The organism is Methylobacterium goesingense (assembly GCF_022179225.1).
GTDB lineage: Bacteria > Pseudomonadota > Alphaproteobacteria > Rhizobiales > Beijerinckiaceae > Methylobacterium > Methylobacterium goesingense.
The window spans coordinates 24,098-46,672 of the sequence record NZ_BPQL01000016.1 but is presented as its reverse complement, the minus strand read 5'-3'; the positions used below and the strand labels follow the sequence as shown (position 1 = coordinate 46,672).

At 70.4% G+C, this 22,575-nt stretch carries 22 protein-coding genes; 8 read left to right on the top strand and 14 right to left on the bottom strand.

The annotated features are described in order from the left end of the window. Positions 1–47 precede the first annotated feature (47 nt). Positions 48–464, top strand: a complete 417-nt coding sequence (locus MFF30_RS03165) for an EVE domain-containing protein (protein WP_238276460.1) — start codon at positions 48–50, stop codon at positions 462–464. 4 nt (positions 465–468) lie between these two features. Here the strand turns inward: MFF30_RS03165 and MFF30_RS03160 are convergent, their stop codons facing one another. Continuing rightward, positions 469–1,143 carry a response regulator gene (locus tag MFF30_RS03160; protein ID WP_238276458.1) on the bottom strand — a complete coding sequence of 225 codons (675 nt, stop codon included), beginning with the start codon at positions 1,141–1,143 and terminating at the stop codon, positions 469–471. Further along, positions 1,140–2,612, bottom strand: coding sequence for an ATP-binding protein (locus MFF30_RS03155; RefSeq protein ID WP_238276456.1), 1,473 nt, complete (start codon positions 2,610–2,612; stop codon positions 1,140–1,142). The genes MFF30_RS03160 and MFF30_RS03155 overlap by 4 nt, the downstream gene beginning before the upstream one ends. 161 nt (positions 2,613–2,773) lie before the next feature. Between MFF30_RS03155 and MFF30_RS03150 the strand changes: the two genes are divergently transcribed. Together MFF30_RS03150 and MFF30_RS03145 are read left to right on the top strand one after the other, a co-directional pair. After that, the gene (locus MFF30_RS03150; RefSeq protein WP_238276454.1) at positions 2,774–3,712 is read left to right on the top strand and encodes a DUF6925 family protein; all 939 of its coding nucleotides are present in this window, start codon (positions 2,774–2,776) and stop codon (positions 3,710–3,712) included. Between the two features lie 216 nt (positions 3,713–3,928). Then, the gene (locus MFF30_RS03145) at positions 3,929–4,816 is read left to right on the top strand and encodes a hypothetical protein (protein ID WP_238276452.1); all 888 of its coding nucleotides are present in this window, start codon (positions 3,929–3,931) and stop codon (positions 4,814–4,816) included. A gap of 54 nt (positions 4,817–4,870) precedes the next feature. On the opposite strand, the gene MFF30_RS03140 is transcribed toward MFF30_RS03145, so the two are convergent. Beyond that, positions 4,871–6,586, bottom strand: a complete 1,716-nt coding sequence (locus MFF30_RS03140; RefSeq protein WP_238276450.1) for a DEAD/DEAH box helicase — start codon at positions 6,584–6,586, stop codon at positions 4,871–4,873. A gap of 340 nt (positions 6,587–6,926) precedes the next feature. On the opposite strand from MFF30_RS03140, the gene MFF30_RS03135 reads away from it, so the two are divergent. Next, positions 6,927–8,015: an NAD(P)/FAD-dependent oxidoreductase gene (locus tag MFF30_RS03135; RefSeq protein WP_238276528.1), complete on the top strand. Its 1,089-nt coding sequence runs from the start codon at positions 6,927–6,929 to the stop codon at positions 8,013–8,015. Here the strand turns inward: MFF30_RS03135 and MFF30_RS03130 are convergent. From MFF30_RS03130 to MFF30_RS03115, 4 genes are all read right to left on the bottom strand, one after another. Beyond that, positions 8,012–8,437, bottom strand: a complete 426-nt coding sequence (locus MFF30_RS03130) for a GFA family protein (protein WP_238276448.1) — start codon at positions 8,435–8,437, stop codon at positions 8,012–8,014. The genes MFF30_RS03135 and MFF30_RS03130 overlap by 4 nt on opposite strands. A 70-nt stretch (positions 8,438–8,507) precedes the next feature. Next, complete coding sequence (locus MFF30_RS03125; protein ID WP_238276446.1) at positions 8,508–9,230, bottom strand: FAD-binding oxidoreductase; 723 nt, start codon at positions 9,228–9,230, stop codon at positions 8,508–8,510. Beyond that, the gene (locus MFF30_RS03120; protein ID WP_238276444.1) at positions 9,223–9,828 is read right to left on the bottom strand and encodes a sulfite oxidase-like oxidoreductase; all 606 of its coding nucleotides are present in this window, start codon (positions 9,826–9,828) and stop codon (positions 9,223–9,225) included. Before MFF30_RS03120 ends, MFF30_RS03125 begins: the two co-directional genes overlap by 8 nt. 72 nt (positions 9,829–9,900) lie before the next feature. Then, on the bottom strand, positions 9,901–10,065 hold the full coding sequence (locus MFF30_RS03115) for a YqaE/Pmp3 family membrane protein (RefSeq protein WP_238276442.1): 165 nt from the start codon (positions 10,063–10,065) through the stop codon (positions 9,901–9,903). A 107-nt stretch (positions 10,066–10,172) separates the two neighbouring features. Between MFF30_RS03115 and MFF30_RS03110 the strand changes: the two genes are divergently transcribed. Further along, positions 10,173–10,943: a hypothetical protein gene (locus MFF30_RS03110; RefSeq protein WP_238276440.1), complete on the top strand. Its 771-nt coding sequence runs from the start codon at positions 10,173–10,175 to the stop codon at positions 10,941–10,943. A gap of 21 nt (positions 10,944–10,964) precedes the next feature. Here MFF30_RS03110 and MFF30_RS03105 read toward each other — a convergent pair whose 3' ends face one another. The 5 genes from MFF30_RS03105 to MFF30_RS03085 all read right to left on the bottom strand — a co-directional run bounded on the left by MFF30_RS03105 (position 10,965) and on the right by MFF30_RS03085 (position 18,376). Further along, a complete protein-coding gene (locus MFF30_RS03105; protein ID WP_238276438.1) occupies positions 10,965–12,257 on the bottom strand; it encodes a DUF4167 domain-containing protein in 1,293 nt (430 codons plus the stop codon). Positions 12,258–12,726: 469 nt separating this feature from the next. After that, complete coding sequence (prmC, locus tag MFF30_RS03100; RefSeq protein ID WP_238276437.1) at positions 12,727–13,602, bottom strand: peptide chain release factor N(5)-glutamine methyltransferase; 876 nt, start codon at positions 13,600–13,602, stop codon at positions 12,727–12,729. Positions 13,603–13,622: 20 nt separating this feature from the next. Next, a complete protein-coding gene (gene prfA / locus MFF30_RS03095) occupies positions 13,623–14,708 on the bottom strand; it encodes a peptide chain release factor 1 (RefSeq protein WP_238276435.1) in 1,086 nt (361 codons plus the stop codon). Between the two features lie 100 nt (positions 14,709–14,808). Further along, positions 14,809–17,073, bottom strand: coding sequence for a phosphoenolpyruvate--protein phosphotransferase (ptsP, locus tag MFF30_RS03090; RefSeq protein WP_238276433.1), 2,265 nt, complete (start codon positions 17,071–17,073; stop codon positions 14,809–14,811). 67 nt (positions 17,074–17,140) lie between these two features. Next, a complete protein-coding gene (locus MFF30_RS03085; protein ID WP_238276431.1) occupies positions 17,141–18,376 on the bottom strand; it encodes an aspartate kinase in 1,236 nt (411 codons plus the stop codon). A gap of 218 nt (positions 18,377–18,594) precedes the next feature. On the opposite strand from MFF30_RS03085, the gene ubiG reads away from it, so the two are divergent. The 3 genes from ubiG (at position 18,595) to MFF30_RS03070 (ending at position 21,020) form a co-directional block, all read left to right on the top strand. Beyond that, positions 18,595–19,359, top strand: coding sequence for a bifunctional 2-polyprenyl-6-hydroxyphenol methylase/3-demethylubiquinol 3-O-methyltransferase UbiG (gene ubiG / locus MFF30_RS03080; protein ID WP_238276429.1), 765 nt, complete (start codon positions 18,595–18,597; stop codon positions 19,357–19,359). A 50-nt stretch (positions 19,360–19,409) separates the two neighbouring features. Then, entirely contained in the window at positions 19,410–19,970 is a 561-nt protein-coding gene (locus MFF30_RS03075) for a YbhB/YbcL family Raf kinase inhibitor-like protein (RefSeq protein ID WP_238276420.1), read from the top strand. Positions 19,971–20,045: 75 nt separating this feature from the next. Continuing rightward, positions 20,046–21,020 (top strand): NADPH:quinone oxidoreductase family protein, encoded by a 975-nt coding sequence (locus MFF30_RS03070; RefSeq protein WP_238276419.1) that lies wholly within the window; start codon positions 20,046–20,048, stop codon positions 21,018–21,020. 73 nt (positions 21,021–21,093) lie between these two features. Here the strand turns inward: MFF30_RS03070 and MFF30_RS03065 are convergent, their stop codons facing one another. Further along, positions 21,094–22,107, bottom strand: coding sequence for an adenosine kinase (locus MFF30_RS03065; RefSeq protein ID WP_238276410.1), 1,014 nt, complete (start codon positions 22,105–22,107; stop codon positions 21,094–21,096). An 86-nt stretch (positions 22,108–22,193) separates the two neighbouring features. Beyond that, on the bottom strand, positions 22,194–22,520 hold the full coding sequence (locus MFF30_RS03060) for a hypothetical protein (RefSeq protein WP_238276408.1): 327 nt from the start codon (positions 22,518–22,520) through the stop codon (positions 22,194–22,196). Between the last annotated feature and the right edge of the window lie 55 nt (positions 22,521–22,575).

The window sequence follows — 22,575 nt, the reverse complement described above, 5'->3', positions numbered from 1 at the left end:
CCACGCTTCTCCGGTGCTAGAGAGTGCGCGTTTTCCGGGAGACGCGCATGGCCCACTGGCTCTACAAATCCGAGCCTTCGACCTGGTCGTGGGACCAGCAGGTTGCGGCGGGGGCGGCGGGCACGCACTGGAACGGCGTGCGCAACCACGTCGCCAAGAAGCACCTGATGGCCATGGAGGTCGGCGAGCGGGGCTTCTTCTACCACTCGAACGAGGGCAAGGCGGTGGTCGGCATCGTCGAGGTGATCCGCCCCTATTACCCGGACGACAGCGACGAGACCGGCCGCTTCGGCATGGTGGACCTGCGCGCCCTTGAGGCACTGCCCCGGCCCGTGACGCTGGAGGCGATCAAGGCCGAGCCGCGCCTGTCCGCGATGGTGCTCGCCAACAATTCGAGGCTCTCCGTGCAGCCGGTGACCGAGGCCGAATGGGCCATCGTCCGCGCGATGGGCGGACTCGACTGACGTCTCAGCCCTGGCGTTGCGCCTGCGTCACCGCCACGTGGATCAGTTCGGCGAGCGTGCGCACCCCGAGCTTCTGGCGCATCAGCGAGCAGGCGTTCGTCACGGTCTTGTAGCTCACCGACAGGTCGCTCGCGATGGTGCCGTAGGACTTGCCCTGGGCCAGCCGCTGCAGGATCTGCAGCTCGCGCGGGGTCAACTGTGTCTCGGGGGTGCGCTTGGGGTCGGTGCGCAGCATCGCGACCTCGGTGGCGAGGCGCCGGTCGAGATAGGGCTGGCCGGCGCGGACGCGCTCGAAGGCCTCGAAGAGCTCGCCGGAGGCGTGGTCCTTCAGCACGTAACCGAGCGCCCCCGCCTCGAGCGCGCGCGATACGATCACCGGGTCGTTGTGCATGCTGAAGACGAGGATGCGCGCCGCCGGGTTCACGTCCCGCATGCGTCGGATCAGGTGCAGGCCCGCGAGGCCGCTGCCCTGGAAGGTGAGGTCGCAGATCACCGTCCCGGGCCGCAGGCGTAGGAACATGCGATAGCCCGCCACCACGCTGGTCGCCTCGGCGATGCGTTCGATGCCCGCGTCCTCCAGCACCCGGCGGCAGCCCTGGAGCACGATGGGATGGTCGTCGATGACGAGGGCGGGTGCCTCTGTCTTGAAAGCCTCGGTCTTCAGGGCGATCGCGTTCATGCGCGTGCGTTCGAGCTCGTGTCCGTGTCCGGCTCGCGGTCGAGCGGGATCATGATCCGGACAACCGCGCCAGGCTGCCCGTTGTCAAGCCCGAAGGTGCCCCCGAGCGCCTCCACCCGCTCGCGCATCCCCGACAGACCGAGGCCGAGGCCGTGATCCTCGGGCACGCCCGCCCCGTCGTCGCGGATCGTGATCCGAAGGGCGCGCCCACTTGCCGCGCCCGACTCGGCTTCGTCCTGCGCCCGCACCGTGACGTTCGAGGCCCGGCCGTGGCGCACGGCGTTGGTCATGCTCTCCTGGATGCAGCGGAATACGGTGAGGTCGGTCACGTCGCCGTAGCCGCGTGCGAGCCCGTCGAAGGTGCCGGCGAAGCGCGTGCCGGCGTGCCGCCGCCGGAAGTCGCGCAGCAGCAGTTCGAGGCAGTCGGCCAGCGGCACCTGGCCGAGGGCGTGCGGCCGCAGGCGGTTGAGCAGGTCGCGGTTCTGGACCTGGACTTGGCCGACGATGCTGGCGATCTCCTGGGCGCGCTGCTTCAGGCGCTCGCGATCGGGCGGCGCCTCGGCCTCGGCCATGCGGATCACCGAGGCGGCATTGGCTTCCAGGGCGAACAGGCACGGACCGAACTCGTCGTGCAGCTCGAGGGCGGTGCGGCGGCGCTCGTCGTCCTGCGCGCTGAGAAGCTGCCGGTTGAGCCGGCCGTTGGCGGCCCGCGTCTCGGCCAGGGCCTGGGCCACGCTGTTGAAGCGCCTGGCGATGATGGCGAGTTCCCGCGAGGCGGGCGGTTCGAGACGGGCGGTGTAGTCCTGCCGCTCCAACTGGGTCAGACCGTCGGCGAGGCGGGTGAGGGGGGCCAGGACCCGGCCGAAGGCGACGGTGAGCGCGACGAGCAGGCCGAGGCTGAGGCTGAAGCTCGTCAGCGAGAGCGAGACCGCGTAGCCCCAGACCTCGTCGATCTCGTCGCGCGGCTGGGTGGTGATGCGTGCGGTCCCGATCCGCGCGCCCCGGGCGACGATCGGCAGGTCGTGCTCGCGGATCGATGGCGCGATCAGGACGGCGAACCAGTCCGGCGAGACGTGCTGATCGCGCCGCAGACGCCCAAAGCCGCTCGGGACGACCTTGCCCGAGGCGTCCAGTACCGTGACGCGGACGTGCCGGAGGTCGTGAATGCGCAGGTTCAGGGTCTGCAGGATGCCCGAGGGCGCCTCGTTCTGGGCCAGATCGATGGTGTCCGAGACCAGAAGCTCGACATTGGACATGGCCGCCTGCATCTCGACCTCGACGGCGGAGCGGGCGTTCAGCACGATGACCGCGCAGGACACCAGGGCGGCGAGGACGTCGATGGCGAGGACGAGGGCGATCATCCGCGCGCGGGTGGGCCAGGAGGACCAGTTCAGCCAGCTCGCCCATCCTGTGCGGGCAGGGTCCGGCGTGCGGCGCGTGGGCCCGCGCCAGGGGGGGCGAGCGGCCATGGGGGCTGGGTTCTGGGACATCGGACCGTGAGCGGAAGCGCCGGATGGGTCAGGGTGCGCGCCCCCGCTTCTAGCCGAAGCGGAACGGGATGGCAGGGGGGCGCTGCTTGCCCCGACCCCGTGCGTCCTGCTTGCCCCCGGCACCTCGGCATGCCGGACCCATGAGGCCGGTGAACGGGGCGGCGGAGGCCGTGGCGGCCCTCGTCGCGGACGGGCTCGCCGATCCCGAGGCGACCTGGAGTCTCGGTGGCTTCGGCGCGCTGGCCGAGTTCGGCCATGGACATGCGGAGTCGGGCACGCGGATCGTGGGCCCGCGACCCGGCTTGGTGACGGCGCGCGGCGCGATCAGGCTCGACCCCCGCGCCGCCATCCCGGTCGCCTACGAGACCGCTTTCCACGGGGGCTGGAGCCACGCGGTCGCCCTCTGTCTTCCCACCGCGCACGGCGCGCCGAATCCCGACGTGCTCACGGAGAGCGGGCCGGACGGCGATGCGGTCCGCCCGGAGAATCGCGGGGATCCCATGTTCGATCTCGGCCTCGGATTGCACCAGGGCCGCTTCGTGCTGCGCACGTCCGACCCGGAGGCGCTCGCAGATCTACGCCGCGCGGTGGGCCTTCACGCCTTCGATCCCGCTGCGCCCGTCCTCGATCTCGTCGCGCGCCGCGCCGTCGATGTCGTGGTGGTAACTCCACTCGGGCGCATCGAGGTTTTCGCGGGCGCCGAGCCCATGGTGCCCGGGCCCCGCGCCTTCCTGGCGCCCCGCGTTCTCGCCCTCGGCCGAACCCACGCCGCGACGGCATCGATTCCCAATAGGTTGATGCCTGTCGCTGTCCTGCACCCGGCCCATCCCTGCCGCGATGTCGACCGGCATCCGCGGGTCTTCGACCACTCGCGGCACCGATGCTTTCAGGCGCTCCACCGCCGCTGGGGCGACCCGGACCTCGTCGCCCTCAAGGAGCGCCTCGTGGCCGGTGCGGTCCTCGATACGGGATCGGCGACGCGGCGGGCGCGAAACGTGGCGCGGGTGGTCCGGGTGCAGGCCGACGCGATGGCGACGATGCACGACGCCGGAAAGTCGATTGACGATACGTCTCGTTAAAGCTGTGGGGTTTATTTAGATTCGCGGCCCCTCAGGACCGCCGATGACCTGATGACGCCGCGATGACATCTTCATGCCCCAATGCGCGGCCTTTTTCATGACACGCCGAGCGTCTACCCCGGGGTGGCCTCGCACAGCCCGGAACCGGACGGCGCGGCGTGATCGACCCGCAACGGTCAATCCAAACGGTTTCCAGCGTCCGAGATGTCTCAACCGATGATGCCCGTGACGATCGACCCCTCCGAGACACGAAGCCCGGCCGTGCCGGCGTCGCGTCCCTCTCGCCCCCATCTGCGCATCGTGCTCCTGTCCGGCCTCGGCGTGCTCGGCCTGGCGGGCTTTGCCGCCCTGGCCTCTTCGATGCTCGGCGGGCTGGCCGGGCCGCAATACACCCGGCCGACCCTCCAATCCGCCGCCATGGCGCAGAAGGCCTCCGAGTGGCCGGACCTGCGTGACGGCGTTCCGGCGCTGGCACCCGCCACGGTCGAGCCTGTGAAGGTCGTCGATCAGGGGTCCGAGAAGGCCAAGGCCGATGTCGTGGCGTCCGTCACCGGGACGGTACCGGCCGACCCGAAGATCACGGCGCCGCCGGCTTCGATCCAGGCTGCCGTGGCCCAGCCAGCGGTCACGCCCGCCGCCGTCGCGCCGGAGCCGCCTGCGCCCCAGAAGCGGATCGAGGCCGCCGCGACGCCGAAGCCCGCGCGCCTTCCGCCGATCGAGAATGCCGCGGTCCTCCCGCCGGCCCGGCCCGCTGCCCTGGTGCCGGCTGCCCGAACCGCAACGCTGATCCCGCCGTCGCCCAACGAAACCACTCGTTCGCGGGCCACCAACGGCACCTTCACGGCCCTGACCAGCGAGCGCGAGGCGCCTGCAAAGCGCGTTGCTCCCACACCGGTGGCCCATGCCAAGCCGGCGGCCGTCAAGCCGGTGCCCGCGAAGGTCGCAGCCGCCGCCGCTGCGCCCGAGCCTCCGGCAGAGGCCGAGGCGGAGCACACGGAGGTGTTCGGGATGAAGGTGCCGTCCCTGGCGCCCGCCGGGCGCAAGCTCGCGGAAGGGGTCGAGGCCCTCGGCAACGCCGTGAAGAACCTGCCCAACAGCTTCTGAGCCGGGGCGCCGTCCGGCGCCCCGATTGTCTAACCCGTTAGATGACCTGGTGTGTTACTTGGCCCGGCTGGCGCGGGGCTTCTTGGCGATCTCGCGCTCGTGGCGTGCGCCGCGCGGGCTCTTGAAGCTCTTCGGCCCCGCCTCCTCGCGCGCCGGCTCCCCGTCGAGCAGGGGTTCCACCTGGATCTCGGGCGAACCGTTCTTGGCGAAGGTCTGCGCGAAGCGCGAAGCCGCGCCGCCGCGCACCTCGAACTTGGTCTCGCGATCGAAGATGCGGATCGCGCCGATTTCCTGGCGGCCGATATTTCCGCGCCGGGTCAGCATCGGCAGCAGGCGGCGCGGATCGGCGTTGTCGCGCCGGCCGAGATTGAGCCGGAACCATACGGCCGGGCCCTGGGCGTCGATCCGGTCCACATCGGCGGGGTCGTAGACTGGGCGGGTCTTGCGCTCGGGGCCTGCGCCCGGGTCGGTGACGTCTTCGGGCGACGGGAGGCGCGAGCGGTAGATCCGGGCGAGCGCGGCGGCGAGTTCCTGGGGCGTGCGCTGCGCCATCAGGGTCTCGGCCATGGCGATGTCTTCCTCGGCCGGCTCCTCGGTGAAGATCGGGTCCTGCCACATGCGCTCGCCGTCGAGGCGGCGGATCTCGTCGGCGGTGGGCGGGCCGGCCCACTCGAACGAGACCTTGGCGATCATCAGCATCTGCTCGGCCCGGCGCCGCTTCGAGGCCGGGATGAGCAGGAGGCTGGTGCCCTTGCGACCGGCGCGGCCGGTGCGGCCGGAGCGGTGCTGCAGCACCTCCGCGTCGTGCGGCAGGTCGGCGTGGATGACGAGGCTGACGGTCGGCAGATCGATGCCGCGGGCCGCGACGTCGGTGGCGACGCAGACCTTGGCCCGGCCGTCGCGCAGTGCCTGGAGGGCGGCGTTGCGCTCGCCCTGGCCGAGCTCGCCCGACAGGGCCACGGCCGAGAACCCGCGCTCGGTCAGTACCGCCTGGAGGTGGCGCACGGCGTTGCGGGTGTTGCAGAAGATGATCGCGGTCGGCGCATCCATGAAGCGCAGGGTGTTGACCACCACGTGCTCCAGCTCGCGCGGCACCACGCGGATGGCCTTGTAGGTGATGTCCGCGTGGCCGCGCTCCTGACCCTTCACGGCGATGCGGAGCGCGTCGTTCTGATAGCGCTCGGCCAGGGTCGCGATGGCCTTGGGCAGTGTCGCGGAGAACAGCAGGGTGCGGCGCTCCTTCGGAGTCACCGACAGGATGAACTCGAGGTCGTCGCGGAAGCCCAGGTCGAGCATCTCGTCGGCCTCGTCGAGGACGACAGCGCGCAGATCCTGCGTCGCGAGGTTGCGCCGCTCCAGGTGGTCGCGCAGGCGGCCCGGGGTGCCGACGACGATGTGGGCGCCGTCGTTGAGCTGCCGGCTCTCGCGCCGGGGGTCCATGCCGCCGACGCAGGAGATGACGCGCGCGCCGGTCTCCGCGTAGAGCCAGGACAGTTCGCGCTCGACCTGCAGCGCCAGTTCCCGCGTTGGGGCGATGACGAGGGCCAGCGGCGCGCCGGCGGGGCCGAAACGCTCGGCGCCGTCGAGCAGGGTCTCGGCGAAGGCGAGGCCATAGGCCACGGTCTTGCCCGAGCCGGTCTGGGCCGAGACGAGGAGATCGCGCCCCTGCGCGGCCGCCTCGATGACGGCGCTCTGGACGGGCGTCGGGTCTTCATAGTCGCGCGCGGTCAGTGCTCGTGCGAGCGGGGCCGGCAGGGTCGGGAAGGGCACTGTGACGGAAGCCTTAGCGGGCAAGCAGGCGAAGAACCCGCCGGGGAGGGATGCGCCCAGGGGCGCGATCCTCCGAACCGACGTGATTCCGGCCTCGAACGGTTACGGATGGACGCCCTTGTAGCTGGAACTTCGACGCAGCGCCATGACCGCACATGCATGCGCGACCCTCGCCCACCGGGCATGCCGATGCCGCCGCCCGAGACGTCGTGGTTTTACCAGGCAAAGGCAGGGCGCGGCGGATTCTTCCCGACCGGCATCTGGCGCGCGACTCGCGCTTGCCCGGCACGTGATTCGGGCGGTTGTCTTCCGCCTCGCCCTCGTGCTCATGTCCGCCGCCATGGATATCCTCGTCGTCGGTGCCGGAATCGTCGGACTCGCCACGGCCCGTGCGCTCGCGCGCCGGGGGCATTCGGTCATCGTCGCGGAATCCGAAGGCGCGATCGGAACGGGCGTCTCGGCCCGCAGCTCCGAGGTGATCCATGCCGGGATGTACTATCCGGCCGGATCGTCGCGCGCGCGCCACTGCGTCGCCGGGGCCGCCCTGCTCTACGCCTTCTGCGAGAGCCACGGCGTACCGCATCGGCGCTGCGGCAAGCTCATCGTTGCCACGAACGATTCGGAGCGTGAGGCGATCGCCGCGATCGCCGCGCGGGGCGAGGCCAACGGCGTTCCGGGCCTCGTCATGCTGGACGGGTCCGAGGCGAGGGCGCTCGAGCCGAACCTCGCCTGCGTCGCCGCCCTCCATTCGCCCGTGACCGGCATCGTCGACAGCCACGCCCTGATGCTCGCCCTTCAGGGCGATCTCGAAGATGCCGGCGGGGCCGTCGCCTTCAACAGCCGGGTCGCGCATATCGCGCAGGCCCCCGATGGATGGCGCGTCGCGGTCAACGGTGAGGCCCTGCCGTTCGATGCCGTGGTCAACGCCGCCGGCCTCGGCGCGCAGGCGGTGGCCGGCACGGTCGAGGGCTACCCGGCCGCGCGCATCCCGCGCCAGGTTCTGGCCAAGGGCAGCTATTTCGGTTGCCTGGGACGCCCGGCTTTCGCACGGCTGATCTATCCGGCGCCGGTGGAAGGCGGCCTCGGCATCCACCTCACCCTGGATCTCGCCGGGCGCATGCGCTTCGGGCCGGATGTCGAGTGGGTCGACACCCTCGACTATCAGGTCGATCCGGCCCGAGCCGATCGTTTCGCCAGCGCCATCCGCCGCTACTGGCCCGGCCTGCCGGAGGGCGTACTGACGCCGGACTACGCGGGCATCCGTCCGAAGCTCACCGGCCCGGGCGAGCCGGCGGCCGATTTCCACATCGACGGTCCGGGCGAGCACGGGTTCCGCCGCCTGATCCATCTCTTTGGCATCGAGAGCCCGGGGCTGACGTCGAGCCTTTCGCTCGCCGAGGAGGTCGCCGACCGCCTGATCGACGTTTAGGTCTCGGTGGCGAAGCGCAGCGTCCCCGCGCGGCGGGTCACACCGCCGGTATCGCTCGGGTGATTCACGCCGTCGAAGACGGGAATTTCGGCGAAATCGAACGGACTGACCCCGTCGAGGCAGGCGACGTTGACGCCGTACTGGTTCGGGTTCGAGCGGCGCTGGTGGTGGGTGTAGATCCCGCAGCGCCCGCAAAAGAAGTGCTGCGCCGTGCCGGTGTTGAAGCGATAGGAGGTCAGCAACGCTTCGCCCTGCAGGATTTCGACGCCGCCGATCTCCGCCGAGACGACGACGGCACCGCGCATCCGGCAATACGAGTAGGTGCACCGGCGCAGCGTGTCGAACCCGTCGACCAATGTCGCCCGGAAACGGACGCCGCCGCAGTGACACTGCCCGGTGTGCTGGTCAGATTCCTTCGCCATGATGGCTCGAACCTCCGCTTGCTCGGACAATCTACGACCGAGGCCGGTGAAGCGACAAGTCTGGGCCCGATCAGCCGCCGAAGCGCTCGGTGTGGACGCGGGCGGGGTCCAGTCCGGCGTCGAGGAGCAGATCCGCCACCGCCCCGACGAACGGATTGCCGCCGCACAAATAGGCGTGGCGGGGCGGCCCGAGCCGTTCGAGCGCCTCGGCGATCATCGCCGCGTCGACCCGGCGGCCGCCAGCGCGGGTGAGGTTGAGCATCAGTTGAAAATGCGGCTCGTCCCGGGCACGGACGGCCAGTTCCTCCGCGGCGATGACCTCGCTCGCCTCGCGCACCGAATAGAGGAGGAGGGCCGGGACGCCGGGCGCCGCCGCCGCGCGGTGGCGCAGCATCGCCAGGAGCGGCACCACGCCCGAGCCGCCGCCGGCCAGCAGCAGGGGGCCGCCATCCTCCGGTCGCCAGACGAAGGCGCCGCCGATCGGTCCACGCAGCTCGATCGTATCGCCGATCTCCGCTACCGCGTCGAAGAAGCCCGAGACTTCACCGTCCGGCAGGCCCTCGATCATCAGCTCGATTGTGCCGTCGCCGGCGGGCGCGGAGGCGATGGAGTAGCTGCGCTGGGCCTGATAGCCGTCCGGCGCGGTGAGCCGGACATCGACATGCTGACCGGCCAACACCGGCCGGTCGAAACCGACCTGGAAGCGGTAGCTCTTCACCCGCTGGGTGATCGGCCGGATCGCCGTGAGGGTGGCGGTCTGCCAGGGGAGGGGCCTCGGGTCCGGATCAGTCACCGGTGAAGCGCTGCTCGCGCCAGGGATCGCCGTACATGTGATAACCGCGCATTTCCCAGAACCCGCCCTCGTCGCGCTTCGTGAAGCGCAGGCCCTTCACCCACTTAGCGCTCTTCCAGAAATAGAGGTGCGGCACGAGGAGCCGGGCAGGGCCACCATGGTCGGTCGGGATCGGCTTGCCGTCGTAATGGGTCGCCACCATGCCCTTGCCGCCGACGAGATCCGTCACCGGGACGTTGGTGGTGTAATCGTCGTAGCCCTCGGCGAGCAGGAACTCAGTCGGGGCTTCGATCCCCGCAGCGGCCAACAGCGCGTCGAAGCTCACGCCTTCCCAGGCGGTGTCGAACTTCGACCACTTCGTCACGCAGTGGATGTCCCCGCCCCAGCGCGTGCGGGGCAGCGCGTTGAACTCGTCCCAGGTCCAGCTCTTCAGGGGCCGCGAACCCTCGCGCAGGGTGAAGGACCAGGTCGCCAGATCGATGCGAGGATTTGGGCCGATCTGCAGGACGGGGAAATCGTCGGTCAGGTACTGCCCTGGCGGAAGGCGCTCTCGCGTCGCCTCCGGCGGCTTGCGCCCGGTGAACCCGCGTGTGCTCATCGCAACCTCATGATCCCATCACGCCGAAGGCCGGTTCGCGGCGCCCCGGCGAGGTGGAAGGCTATCATCCTCTCAGCGCTCGCGCAGCACCAGCCAGAGGGCGTGGATGGTGCCCGGCAGGACGAAGAAGATGGTCAAAAGGATGTTGAGCAGGAATTGCAGGCCGATGCCGTTGGTCATCAGGACCGCGACTGGGGGCAGAAAGATCGCGAGTAGGATACGGACGAGGTTCGACACGGTCGCTCCGGGAAGATTGCAGGCGCGGGTTCGCGCTCGCCAGGGCCCAAGCGCAACGGCAGCCGCGTGCCACGGTTCCCGATCGGGCAATCTTTGAAGCGACATCCATGCTGATCGAATTGCTTCACCTGATGACCACGCCGGTGCCCCTGGCGCATCGTCGCCACCTGCGGGAGAGCGTGCTGCTGCTCTCGCGCTCCCGGCGCTGCCGGGCGGCTTGGGCGAGCCACCTCGAACAGGCGCGCGCTGCGGTGATCGCGTCCTGCGCCGGGCTGCAGCAGCGGCGGGTCGCGGTGGTGCTCGGGTCCGGCCTCCTGCAGGACGTGCCGCTCGCCCACCTCGCGCAGACCTTCGAGGCGGTCCACCTCGTGGATGCCGTGCATCTCTGGCCGGCGCGCCGGCAGGCGCGGGCCTTCCCCAACGTGCGGTTGATCACGGCCGACCTGACGGGCGGGCGCAACGGAGGCGATCCCCTGCCGGCGCTCTGCGGCGGTGACCGCGTGGATTTCGTGGTCTCGGCGAACGTTCTCTCGCAACTGCCGATCCTGCCCCTCGACCGGGCGGGACCGGTTCCGGCCGAACTCGGGGCCCGCATCGTCGGCGCCCATCTCGACGGATTGGCGCGCCTCGCCGCCCGGGTCTGCCTCCTCACGGATGTGGAGCAACTGGAAGAGGACCGCGTGGGCCGGATCACCGACCGGCTCGATCTCCTGCACGGTGTCGACCCCGGGACGCCCGACCGTCGCTGGACCTGGGACCTCGCGCCCTACGGCGAAGCGGCGCGCCATCTACGCCACCGCCATCGCGTGGTGGCCTTTCTCGACTGGCGCGGACCCCAGACACGAGAAAGCCGCCCCGAACCGGGACGGCTTTCCTGAAGCGCTTGATTAGGCAGACGCCTACTCGGTGATCGGCGAGACGTCGCCGGAGGTCTCATTCCCCTCTGAGCCCTCCGAACCCTCGAAGCGGGCGCGGCGGCGGCGCCGGGGCTTCGGCGGCAGGGGAGGCTCGTCCGAGGCGGGGCTCGATGGGGACTGCGACGGCACCGGCTCGGACGCGGGTTCGACCGCGGGCACCGGGCGGGGCGGCGTCATCAGGAAGGCCGGCAGCGCGGCGACATCCTCGGCGTCGCGCGGCTCCTGCTCGTCACGACGGCGGCTGCGACGGGGCGGAGCCTCGTTCGTGCGGACCGGACGCGATTGCTCCTGCCGAGGAAGCTCTTGCCGAGGGATTTCCTGACGGGGCAATTCCTGACGGCCTGCATCCGGGGCGTTCTGATCGAGCCGACTCGGCTCGTTCCCGCCGTTGTCGGCCCGACCGTTCCCGTAGCGCGGGGTCTCACCCCGAGCGGAACCGGACCGCCCGAACTCCTGGCGGGGCTGGTCCTGTCGCGGCTGGTCCTGTCGTGGCTGGTCTTGCCGGGAATAGTCCTGGCGCGGGAACTCCGCGCGCGGCTGCTCCTGACGGCTGAAATCCGCCCGATTGGCATCCTGGCGACTTGAGTCTTGGCGACCGGAATCTTGGCGACCGGAATCTTGGCGACCGGTATCCTGGCGATTGGCATCTTGGCGACCGTAATCCCCACGCGGGGCATCGTTACGGGCGAAATCCTGCCGGTTGCCGTCCTGTCGATTCGCGTCTTGCCGGTTCGAATCCGGACGATATCCGTCGCGCTGGTTCTCGAAGCGCTGCTGACGATCGTTCCGGTTCGCGAAGCGGTCACGGCGGTTCTGGCGGTTGCCGTCCTGGGCCCCATCGGATCGCGTATCGGGGCGGGCCTCGCCACGCGTGTCCTGCCGCGGCTCGTAGGTCTGCGGCTGGGCCGCCGGTGCGGTCTCCGCGTACTCGTCGTTGTAGCCGTTCGCGCCGTAGCTGGAGGCGGCGTAGCCCTGGGGCGCGCCAGCGCCGTCATCGTCGCCGTCATCGTCGGCATCGTCGAAGCCACGAGCGTAGCCGCCGACCTGCTGGCGGGCCTGCTCCTGCGCTCCGGAAATGATCCGAAAATAATGCTCGCCGTGCTGAAAGTAATTCTCAGCCGCAACCGGGTCACCACTGGCTTGCGCATCGCGTGCAAGCTGGGCGTACTTGTCGGCGATGTGCTGAGCGGTGCCGCGAATCTTGACGTCCGGCCCGTTGGATTCGTAGGAACGCGTGAGCGGATTGGGACCCTTGGGGCGGTTACGACCGCGCATCCGTCTATTCTGGTTTGGTCTCATCGGTCTCGATTGACCCTCGTTCGTCTCGGAGCGTCTGATGATGCGGCGGTTCCAGGCGATGACGACGACACCTTGGCTGTGGCTCGTCGGTGGCGCCGCGTGATCCGGGTCCGGTTTATCCGTGATCGGTTTCGCCGTGCTTGCCGTCTGTCCCTCGGCCGAAGCGCTCTGAGCGTTCAGGCGTCCTTCGGGTCTCAGGCTCGAAGTTGACCAAGCTTCTACGCCTCGTCCTGCGCGCGCCAGCCTGATCGTGGGGAGACCGTCTAAGAGCGTTGCGGAACGAAGCCGCTACCCACCTTACCGCAGTCCATCTTAATGGACCGTTCGCGATCTGCACGGGAGACTAGCGGTTGATGCGCGTGGCAACAAGCTCTTTTTGCGCCGCTTACCGATCCGTAGATAAGTTTCGCGCGTCCACCCCACAAGTCCCGTTCTCCAAACCGGTTCAGTCCGGCCGGAAACACACGACGCGGGCATGGCCCGCGAGGTCACGCGTGACCCGCCCCGGCCCGAACCCGGCCTCCAGCCCGAGCCGTTGAACGGCCTCAGCCTGATCGTAGCCGATCTCGAACGCCAGCGTGCCGCCCGGTGCGAGTCGGGTCGGTCCCAGGGTCAGATTGCGTAGGATGTGGCGATACGCATCGAGCCCGTCGGTCCCGCCGTCGAGGGCGGCTAGGGGATCGTGACACCGGACCTCCACGGCGAGGCCCGGAATCGCCGGGCTGGCAATGTAGGGCGGGTTCGAGACGACGAGATCGAAGGCCCCGTCCAGGCCGGCCGTCCAGTCGGCCTGGACGAAAGCCGCCCGCCGGCCGACGCCGTTCCGGTCCGCGTTGGTCCGGGCCTGCACCAGGGCCGCGTGCGCGCGGTCGAGCCCGATCCCGAAAGCGTTCGGCAATTCGCTGAGCAGAGCCACCAGGATGCAGCCCGAGCCCGTGCCGAGGTCAAGAACGCGCAAGGGGCGGCGGCGGTCGGCCTGGGCGGCAAGGGCCACCTCCACCAGGGTCTCGGTGTCGGCGCGGGGCACCAGAGTTTCGGCGCAGAGCCCAAAGGGCAGGCCCCAGAACTCCCAGGCGCCGACGATGCGCGCCACGGGCTCTCCGGAAATCCGCCGCGCCAGGCCCGCTTCGAGCCGGCTCGCATCGGGCGTGCCCAGCGGCCGGTCGCCGTGCAGGATGAGTTCGGTCGTGCTGAGCCCGAGCAGGTCGAGGACGAGGAAGCGGGCATCGTTGCCGAGGATGCCCTGCGCCGCCAACGCCTCCGTCATCTGCTTGAGGGCCGCGCTGCGGCTGAGTGTCGGATCGAAGCGCACCGTCGGCATGCCGGATGTCGCCCGCGCCGTCAGGCCATGCCTTCGGCCGCCAGCAATTCCGCCTGATGTTCTATGACGAGGGCGTCGACGAGTTCGTCCAGCGCCTCGCCGGCCAGGACCTCTTCCAGCTTGTAGAGGGTCAGGTTGATGCGGTGGTCGGTGACGCGGGCCTGGGGGAAGTTGTAGGTGCGGATTCGCTCGGAGCGATCGCCGGAGCCGACCTGCGACTTGCGGTCGGCGGCCCGGGCCGCGTCCTTGGCGGTGCGCTCGGCGTCGTAGAGCTTGGAGCGCAGCAGCGACATCGCCCGGGCGCGGTTCTTGTGCTGCGAGCGCTCCTCCTGGACGAAGATGACGATGCCGCTCGGCATGTGGGTGATGCGAATCGCCGATTCGGTCTTGTTGACGTGCTGGCCGCCCGCGCCCTGCGAACGCATGGTGTCGATCTTCAGGTCGGCGTCGTTGATCACGATGTCGACCTCCTCGGCTTCGGGCAGCACCGCCACCGTGGCGGCGGAGGTGTGGATGCGCCCCTGGGTCTCGGTGTCGGGCACGCGCTGGACCCGGTGGGCGCCGCTCTCGAACTTCAGACGGGCGAACACGCCCTTGCCCTTCACCTCGGCGATGACTTCGCGGTAGCCGCCGACGGTGCCCTCGCTCTCGGAGATCACCTCGACCTTCCAGCCCTTGGCGTCGGCATACTTGCCGTACATGCGAAAGAGATCGCCGGCGAAGAGGGCGGCCTCGTCGCCGCCGGTACCGGCCCGGATTTCCAGGATGGCGCTCTTCTCGTCCGCCGAGTCCTTCGGCAGCAGGATGAGCTGGAGCGCGCGGTGTGCCGCCTCCAGGCCGGCCTCGGCCTCCGGCTTCTCGTCGGCGGCCAGCGCCCGCATCTCGGAATCGCTGCCCGGTTCGTCGATCAGTGCCTCGATGTCGGCGAGATTCCGCGCCGCCGCGCGATAGGCGTGGATCGCGGCGACGACGCCCTCCAACTCCGACAATTCGCGCGACAATTGCACGAACGTGTCGGAATCGGCCGATCCGGCGCTCAGCGTGGCGGTGACGATGTCGTGGCGCGTCAGGATCGCATCGAGACGGTCGGGAGGAATTGGGGTCATCGCCCTTCGGAAACTCTCATGGGGACAAGGGCTCGTCGGGCCGGAGGCCTCGTTCGACGACGGGGCCGCGGCACGACCCGTTCAGATAGGCACGCCGGACCTAAATTGGCACACCGTGCGCCTTCGCGAAGGCGGCCAGCGCGGGGCGAAGGGAGGCACCGTCCCCCGCACGGGCGAGTTCGGTGTCGATCAGCGCCGCCACCGCCTTGGCGTCGAGGCCCAGCACCATGGCCTTCACGGGGCCGATGGCGGCGGGCGACATCGAGAGGTGGCGGAAGCCGAGACCGATCAGCGCCATGGCCTCCAGCGGACGCCCGCCGATCTCGCCGCAGACGGTGGCCGGGCAGCCGGCCGCGGCCGCCCGCTCGGCGATGACGCGGAAGGCCCGCAGGGCCGGGACGCTGAGGGTGTCGAAGCGGTCGGCGACGCGGCGGTTCTCGCGGTCCACCGCGAACAGGAACTGCATGAGGTCGTTGGAGCCGACCGACAGGAAGTCGGCGGCCTTCGAGATCTCGTCGATCTGGAACAGGAGCGAGGGCACCTCCACCATCACGCCGAGCTTGCAGTCGCTGGGCAGGGCATGGCCGTGCCGGCGCAGGTGCGCCTTCTCGCGCTCGACGATGGCCTTGGCGCGGGTGAACTCGTCCACCGTGGCCACCATCGGGAACATGATCTTGAGGGGGCGTCCGCCAGCCGCCTTCAGGAGCGCGCGCAGCTGCACCCGGAGGAGGGCGGGCCGGTCGAGGCCGATGCGGATCGCGCGCCAGCCGAGCGCGGGATTCTCCTCCTCCAGAGCCGGCATGTAGGGCAGGATCTTGTCGCCGCCGATATCGAGGGTGCGGATCGTGACGGGCAGGTCGCCGGTGGCGGCGAACACGGCCTCGTAGAGCGTCTGCTGCTCGGCGGCCGAGGGCATGCGCTGGGCCACCATGAACTGCAGCTCGGTGCGAAACAGGCCGATGCCGTCCGCTCCGGTCTCGTGCAGGTGGCTCAGGTCGATGAGGAGGCCGGCATTCAGCTGCAGGCCGATCTTGGTGCCGTCGAGGGTGACGGCCGGCACGTCGCGAAGCGCCCGGTACTGCTCCTGCCGGCGGGCGCGCAGGCGCACCATCTCGGCATAGGCCGCCTCGATCTCGGGGCCGGGCCGCACCTGGATCTCGCCCGTGGCGCCGTCGACGATGATCGCGTCGCCGGCATCGCAGAGCGCGGTGGCGTTGGCGATCTCGCCCACCGCCGGGATGCCGAGCGCCCGCGCCACGATGGCGATGTGGCTCGTCGGACCGCCTTCCTCCAGCACGACGCCGCGCAGAGCGGTGCGGTCGTAATCGAGGAGCGCGGCCGGACCCATGGAGCGCGCCACCAGGATCGCGTTCTCGGGCAGGACGCGCTGCGCACCGTTGCCCTCCGCGCCGATCAGGGTCCGCAGCAGGCGGTTGGCGAGATCGTCGAGGTCGTGAAGGCGGTCGCGGAGATAGGGGTCGCTCTGGCGCATCATCCGGGCGCGGTTGTCCGACTGGACGCGCTCCACGGCGGCCTCGGCGGTGAGGCCCGAATGCACGGCCTCGCGCATCCGGCGCAGCCAGCCCTTGTCGTGCGCGAACATGCGCACGGTCTCGAGCACCTCGCGGGATTCCCCCGTGCCGATGCTGTCGCCGCGCGTGACGAGATCGTCGATGGCCGAGCGGACCTCGCCGATGGCCTGCTCCAGGCGCTCGACCTCGCGGTCCACGTTCTCGGCGATGAGCTGCTTGATGACGATGCGCGGCTCGTGCAGCACCACGTGCCCGAGCCCGATGCCGTCGGCCAGCGCCACGCCGCGCTGGCTCACCGCCCGGCGGGCGGCCGAGCCGGCACCGGGCGCGAGCGCCTGCAACTCGCCCGACGCGATCATCTCCGAGAGCACCATGGCGGTGGTCTGGAGCGCCTCGATCTCCTCCTCGGAATAGACGCGGTACGTCTTGTTCTGGACGACGAGGACGCCGAGGGTGTTGCCCGCGCGCAGGAGCGGCACGCCCAGGAAGGCGTGGTAGGCCTCCTCGCCCGTCTCCGGGCGGTAGGAGAAGGCCGGGTGCGACTGGGCGTCGGAGAGCGAGAGCGGCTCGGCGGTCTTGGCGATGAGGCCGACGAGGCCCTCGTCCGCCCGCAGACGGGTCAGGTGGACGGCCTCGCGGTTCAGCCCCTCGGTTGCAAACAGTTCGAGGATATTGTCATCGCTGAGCACGTAGACGGAGCACACCTCCGCGATCACGTTGGCGGCGATCAGCGTGACGATGCGGTCGAGACGCGCCTGTGGACTGACCGGCTCCGCCATCGCTTCGCGGAGGCGGCGCAGAAGCAGGCGCGGGCCTCCGGGCGCAGCGGGCATGGTCTCCTCGATCCGGCTTCGGCCTCGGATCCGGTTAGCGCGCTTGGCGTTCGCGCGCTCCGGGACGTCAGGCCTGGTCGAGGCCGTATAGCGAGTGGAGCGTGCGAACGGCAAGCTCCGTGTAGGCGGCATCGATCAACACGGAGAACTTGATCTCCGAGGTCGTGATGGCACGGATGTTGATGCCCTTCTGCGCTAGGGCGCGGAAAGCCTTGGCGGCGACGCCGGCGTGGCTGCGCATGCCGACGCCGATCGCCGAGACTTTCACCACGTCGGTGGCGCCCTCGATCTGGCCGAACTCGATCGCGCCGCTCTGCGCGTCGAGGATCTTGCGGGCGCGCTCGTAATCGGCCGACGGGACCGTGAAGGTCATGTCGGTGGTGGACTGGTCGCCCGACACGGTCTGGATGATCATGTCGACGTTGATGTTGGCATCCGCCAGCGGCCCGAAGATGGCGGCGGCGATGCCGGGGCTGTCCTTCACGCGACGAAGCGTGATCTGCGCCTCGTCCCGGGAGAAGGCGATCCCGGTGATGATCTGCTGTTCCACGATGTCGTCCTCGTCGCAGATGAGGGTGCCGGGCCGGGCATTGTCCGGCGGATCGAAGGAGGAGCGTACCGTGGTCGGCACGCGGTGGACCATGGCGAGCTCGACGGAGCGGACCTGCAGGACCTTGGCGCCGAGCGACGCCATCTCCAGCATTTCCTCGAACGTCACGCGCTCCATGCGCCTGGCCTTCTGGACCACGCGCGGATCGGTTGTGTAGACGCCGTCGACGTCGGTGTAGATGTCGCAGCGCTCGGCGCCGATGGCGGCCGCGATGGCCACGGCGCTGGTGTCGGAGCCGCCGCGGCCCAGGGTGGTGACCCGGCCGGTATCCTGGTGCATGCCCTGGAAGCCGGCGATGACCGCGACTTCGCCGCGCTGGAATCCGGCATCGAGGCGGGCGCCGTCGATACCCTCGATGCGGGCGGAGCCGTGGGCGTCGGAGGTCAGGATCGGGATCTGCCAGCCCTGCCAGGAGCGGGCCTTGATGCCGTTCTTCTGGAGCGCGATCGCCAGCAGGCCGGCGGTGACGAGTTCGCCCGAGGCGACCACGGCGTCGTACTCGGCCTCGTCGTAGATCGGGTTCGCGTCCTTGACCCAGGCGACCAGCTCGTTGGTCTTGCCCGACATGGCCGAGACCACGACGGCCACCTCGTAGCCGGCCGCGACCTCGCGTGCCACGTGGGCCGCCACGTTGCGGATGCGCTCGACATTCGCGACGGACGTACCGCCGAACTTCATCACCAGACGGGGCATGTTCTCACCAGACGGAGCCTGTCGCGTCCGCGACACGTCGCGTTCGCCAGGGATTCGGCGTGACCAGGGACTCGGCGGGCGCGAGACGGATTTCCTTGACCCGCACGCCCGGCCGCGTCGCTTGGCTGCTGTACCGGACAGGGCTTCGGCGCGTACAAGGGCCGCCCGGGCGTGTCAACAATGGTGCGCGCCCACCCCGCACGAGACATGCCGAGACGATGACCGGACCCACAGGTGCCTCCATCGACCGCGACGAGGTCGCCCGCTTCGAGGCCATCGCGGCGACGTGGTGGGACGAGGCCGGGCCGATGCGGGTGCTGCATCGCTTCAACCCCGTCCGCCTCGCCTATATCCGCGATACGGCCTGCCGGCATTTCGGGCGCGATCCGCGCGCGCCCTTCGCCCTGGACGGCCTGGCCGTCGTGGATATCGGGTGCGGCGGCGGCGTGCTGTCCGAGCCGCTGGCCCGCCTCGGCGCGCGGGTGACCGGGCTCGATCCGGCGCCCACGAACATCAAGGTCGCGCAGGCCCATGCCGATGCCGAGGGCGTGCCGGTGGATTACCGCGCCCGCACCATCGAGGACGTGGTGGCCGGGGGCGAGCGCTTCGACATCGTGCTCGCGATGGAGGTCGTTGAACACGTCGTCGACATGCCGGCCTTCGTGGCGCAGGCGGCCCGGGCGGTGAGGCCGGGCGGTCTCCTGTTCGCCGCCACCCTCAACCGGACCCTGCGCTCCTTCGCGCTGGCGATCGTGGGGGCCGAGTACGTTCTCGGCTGGCTGCCCAAAGGCACCCACGACTGGGACAAGTTCGTGCGCCCCGACGAACTCGCCCGCGCGGTGAATGCCGGCGGCCTGACCGTCACCGACACGACCGGCGTGGTGCTCAACCCCCTGGATGGGTCCTGGCGGGCGAGCCGGGATACGGCGGTGAACTACATGATCACGGCGCAGCGCCCGGCCGACACCGGGAACCCGGCCTGAACCTTCCGAGGCATGCGCGGTTGGTCGGCATAGTTCTTGGGAGACCGACCTTGCTCGAAAAGATTCCGCACGCCGTGGGCGCTGCCCTGTCCGGCCTGAAGGCCGGGCTCGACAAGACCGCCTATCGGACCGCCTTCGCAGCGGTGCCCGAGGGCCTCGCGCTCACCAGCCTGGCCTTCGCGGATGGCAGCCCCATGCCGGCACGCTTCACGGCCGATGGACCGGGCGCATCGCCGCCGCTGGCCTGGACCAGCCTGCCGCCCGGCACGACGCGGATCGTCCTCCTCTGCGAGGATGCCGGCAGCCCGACGCCCAGCCCCCTCGTCCACCTGATCGCCTGGAACCTCGACCCCGGCGCGCCGCTGTCGGAGGGCGCTGCGAGCCAGCCCGAATCGGCCCTCGACCTCGGCCAGAACAGCTTCCTCAAGCCGGGCTGGCTGCCGCCCGATCCGCCCACCGGACACGGGCCGCACGTCTACCTGTTCCAGGCCTATGCCCTCGACCGCGCCCTGGACCTGCCCGAGCATCCCGGCCGGGGGGCACTGCTGGAGGCGATGGCGGGACGCGTTCTCGCCAAGGGCAGCCTCGCCGGGATATACGAACGCCCCTGACCCGATCCGGGCGCTTGCGCGAGCGCCCGCGCCGGTGCAAGCGCCCGGGAACGAAGTTCAGGCGGAGGTTTGGGCATGAAGGCGCTGCTGTGCACCCGGCTCGGGGGACCGGAGGATCTGGAGCTTGCGGATCTGCCCGATCCGGTGGCGGGACCGGGTGAAGCTCTGGTCCGCATCACGCTCGCGGCGCTCAACTTTTTCGACACCCTGATCATCGCCGGGCGCTACCAGGTGAAGCCCGACCTGCCGTTCTCGCCCGGCGGCGAGGCCTGCGGTGTGATCGAGGCCCTGGGCGACGGGACCGAGGGCTTTTCGGTCGGCGACCGCGTCATCGTCCACCAGAAATTCGGCACCTGCCGCGAGCGGATCGCGGTCGCCACCCGGCATCTCACGTCCGTGCCGGCGGGCGTCTCGGACGAGCAGGCAGCCGGACTGACCATCACCTACGGCACCTCGCTCCACGCCCTGCGCGACCGCGCCCGGCTGCAGCCCGGTGAGACGCTGGCGGTGCTCGGCGCCTCCGGCGGGGTCGGCCTCGCGGCGGTGGAGCTTGGGGCGATCATGGGGGCCCAGGTCATTGCCTGCGCGTCCTCCCCGGAAAAGCTGGCGACCGCGCAGGCCCACGGCGCCACGCGTACGGTGGACTACGCCGCGGACAATCTGCGCGAGGCCCTGCGCACGCTCACTGACGGGCAGGGCGTCGACGTGATCTACGATCCGATCGGTGGCGAGTATGCCGAGCCCGCCTTGCGGTCCCTCGGCTGGAAGGGCCGCTACCTCGTCATCGGCTTCGCGGCCGGCGACATTCCGCGCATCCCGCTCAACCTGGCGCTTCTCAAGGGGATCGACATCCAGGGCGTGCACTGGGGTGTATTCGTGGATCGCGAGCCCGAAGCGCACCGGGCCAACCAGGAGCAGCTGCTCGCCTGGGTGGCAGAGGGGCGCCTCACCGCGAAGGTGCACGGCGTGTACCCGCTCGCCGACTACGCGGCGGCGCTCGGCATCCTCAAGCGGCGCGAAGCCGTCGGGAAGGTCCTGCTGCGGCTGTGAACGCCGATCCGCGCGGGATGGACCCCGCGCGGACCCCGGGGGCCGCCGACCCGAAGCGCTCGGAGCGACGGCGTCAGAGCAGACCCTGCGCCTTGGCGAGGGCGACGAGATCGTGCTGCGGCCGGGCGCCGATGTGCTGGATCACTTCGGCGGCGGCCAGCGCCCCGAGGCGGGCGCTGGCGCCATGGTCGAGGCCGCGGGCATGTCCGGCGAGGAAGCCGGCCGCGAAAAGGTCGCCCGCCCCCGTCGTGTCGACGAGTTCGTGCACAGGCGATGCGGAGACGGCCTGCACGTTGCCGCCCTGGATCACGAGGGCGCCGTCCGCTGAGCGCGTGACGAGGCCGAGCAGGTCCTTGCCGCGGGCCGCGCTCTCGTCGCGCAGGGCCTTGATGGCGGCCTCGGCGTCGTCGGTCTCGTAGAGGCTCTGCAGTTCGGCCATGTTGGCGAACAGGATGTCGATGCTGCCGTCGCGGATCAGGCCCAGGAACTCGTCGCGGTAGCGCCCGACGCAGAACGCGTCCGACAACGTCAGTGCCGCGGCGTTGCCGGCCTCGTGGGCGATGGTCACGGCCTTGCGGAACGCGTCCTTCGCGGCCGGCGGGTCCCAGAGGTAGCCCTCGAGATAGACCACGCGGGCGCTCGCCACGGTGGCGGCGTCGACGTCGGCCGGGGACAGGCCCTGGCAGGCACCGAGATACGTGTTCATGGTGCGCTCGCCGTCCGGCGTGACCAGAATGAAGCAGCGGGCGGTGGCGGGGCCGTCGCTGGCGGCGGCGACGGGGAAGCGGACGCCGGTGGCCTTGAGGTCGTGCGCGAACAGGCCGCCGAGCTCGTCGTCGCGGACCTTGCCGACGAAGCCGGTCCTAGCGCCCAGCATCGCCGCGCCCACGGCCGTGTTGGCGCCGGAGCCCCCCGACACGATGGTGGCCGGGCCCATGGCGGCAAAGAGCGATTCCGCCCGTGCCTCGTCGATCAGCTGCATCGCGCCCTTGGGCACGCCCTGAGCCGCGAGGAAGTCCTCCTCGGTGCGGGCGATGAGGTCGACGATGGCGTTGCCGAGAACGAGGAGGTCGAGGGATTCGGGCATCGGGCCGTCCAGTCTGGCGATCGAAGGAGAAACTGCGCCGGGCTGTGGCATCGCCCCCGGCGGGGGTCAAGCGAGCCCGGAAGCGATCATCCCGGCTGCAAGGCCTTCACCTCACACTGCGCGTAGTCGCTGCTCGCCTTCACGTAAGCATTGAGCGCCTTGACGTAGGCCTCGGCCAGGGGGCGGAACGCGGCGGCCTTCTCATTGTAGGCCTTGATCGCGTCGTTGTAGCTGTAGGCCTCCCAGCCCGGGCAGCCGCCCTTGGCCTCGAGGCAGGCGGGCTTGGCCGGAAGTGGCGGCTTGGCCGGACGGGACGCCGCCGGAGGGGCCTCGGGCAGGGTGCACGCGGCGCGCGCCGCATTCGCCGAGACGCCGAGGCCGAGGGCCGTCACCGTCAAGATCCGTGTCCACATGCGGGCTGCTCCCTCCGTGACGCCGGCCGCTTCATGCGCGTGCCGGCCAGCCGGA

What these genes read in the sequence shown, in the direction of transcription:
- MFF30_RS03155 (WP_238276456.1), bottom strand. Translation starts at nt 2,612, where the DNA reads ATGGCCGCTCGCCCCCCCTGGCGCGGGCCCACGCGCCGCACGCCGGAC.
- MFF30_RS03105 (WP_238276438.1), bottom strand. Translation starts at nt 12,257, where the DNA reads ATGCGCGGTCGTAACCGCCCCAAGGGTCCCAATCCGCTCACGCGTTCC.
- MFF30_RS03135 (WP_238276528.1), top strand. Translation starts at nt 6,927, where the DNA reads ATGGATATCCTCGTCGTCGGTGCCGGAATCGTCGGACTCGCCACGGCC.
- MFF30_RS03070 (WP_238276419.1), top strand. Translation starts at nt 20,046, where the DNA reads ATGAAGGCGCTGCTGTGCACCCGGCTCGGGGGACCGGAGGATCTGGAG.
- prmC (WP_238276437.1), bottom strand. Translation starts at nt 13,602, where the DNA reads ATGCCGACGGTGCGCTTCGATCCGACACTCAGCCGCAGCGCGGCCCTC.
- MFF30_RS03120 (WP_238276444.1), bottom strand. Translation starts at nt 9,828, where the DNA reads ATGAGCACACGCGGGTTCACCGGGCGCAAGCCGCCGGAGGCGACGCGA.
- MFF30_RS03150 (WP_238276454.1), top strand. Translation starts at nt 2,774, where the DNA reads ATGAGGCCGGTGAACGGGGCGGCGGAGGCCGTGGCGGCCCTCGTCGCG.
- ubiG (WP_238276429.1), top strand. Translation starts at nt 18,595, where the DNA reads ATGACCGGACCCACAGGTGCCTCCATCGACCGCGACGAGGTCGCCCGC.
- ptsP (WP_238276433.1), bottom strand. Translation starts at nt 17,073, where the DNA reads ATGCCCGCTGCGCCCGGAGGCCCGCGCCTGCTTCTGCGCCGCCTCCGC.
- MFF30_RS03085 (WP_238276431.1), bottom strand. Translation starts at nt 18,376, where the DNA reads ATGCCCCGTCTGGTGATGAAGTTCGGCGGTACGTCCGTCGCGAATGTC.
- MFF30_RS03110 (WP_238276440.1), top strand. Translation starts at nt 10,173, where the DNA reads ATGCTGATCGAATTGCTTCACCTGATGACCACGCCGGTGCCCCTGGCG.
- MFF30_RS03130 (WP_238276448.1), bottom strand. Translation starts at nt 8,437, where the DNA reads ATGGCGAAGGAATCTGACCAGCACACCGGGCAGTGTCACTGCGGCGGC.
- prfA (WP_238276435.1), bottom strand. Translation starts at nt 14,708, where the DNA reads ATGACCCCAATTCCTCCCGACCGTCTCGATGCGATCCTGACGCGCCAC.
- MFF30_RS03060 (WP_238276408.1), bottom strand. Translation starts at nt 22,520, where the DNA reads ATGTGGACACGGATCTTGACGGTGACGGCCCTCGGCCTCGGCGTCTCG.
- MFF30_RS03145 (WP_238276452.1), top strand. Translation starts at nt 3,929, where the DNA reads ATGATGCCCGTGACGATCGACCCCTCCGAGACACGAAGCCCGGCCGTG.
- MFF30_RS03165 (WP_238276460.1), top strand. Translation starts at nt 48, where the DNA reads ATGGCCCACTGGCTCTACAAATCCGAGCCTTCGACCTGGTCGTGGGAC.
- MFF30_RS03065 (WP_238276410.1), bottom strand. Translation starts at nt 22,107, where the DNA reads ATGCCCGAATCCCTCGACCTCCTCGTTCTCGGCAACGCCATCGTCGAC.
- MFF30_RS03160 (WP_238276458.1), bottom strand. Translation starts at nt 1,143, where the DNA reads ATGAACGCGATCGCCCTGAAGACCGAGGCTTTCAAGACAGAGGCACCC.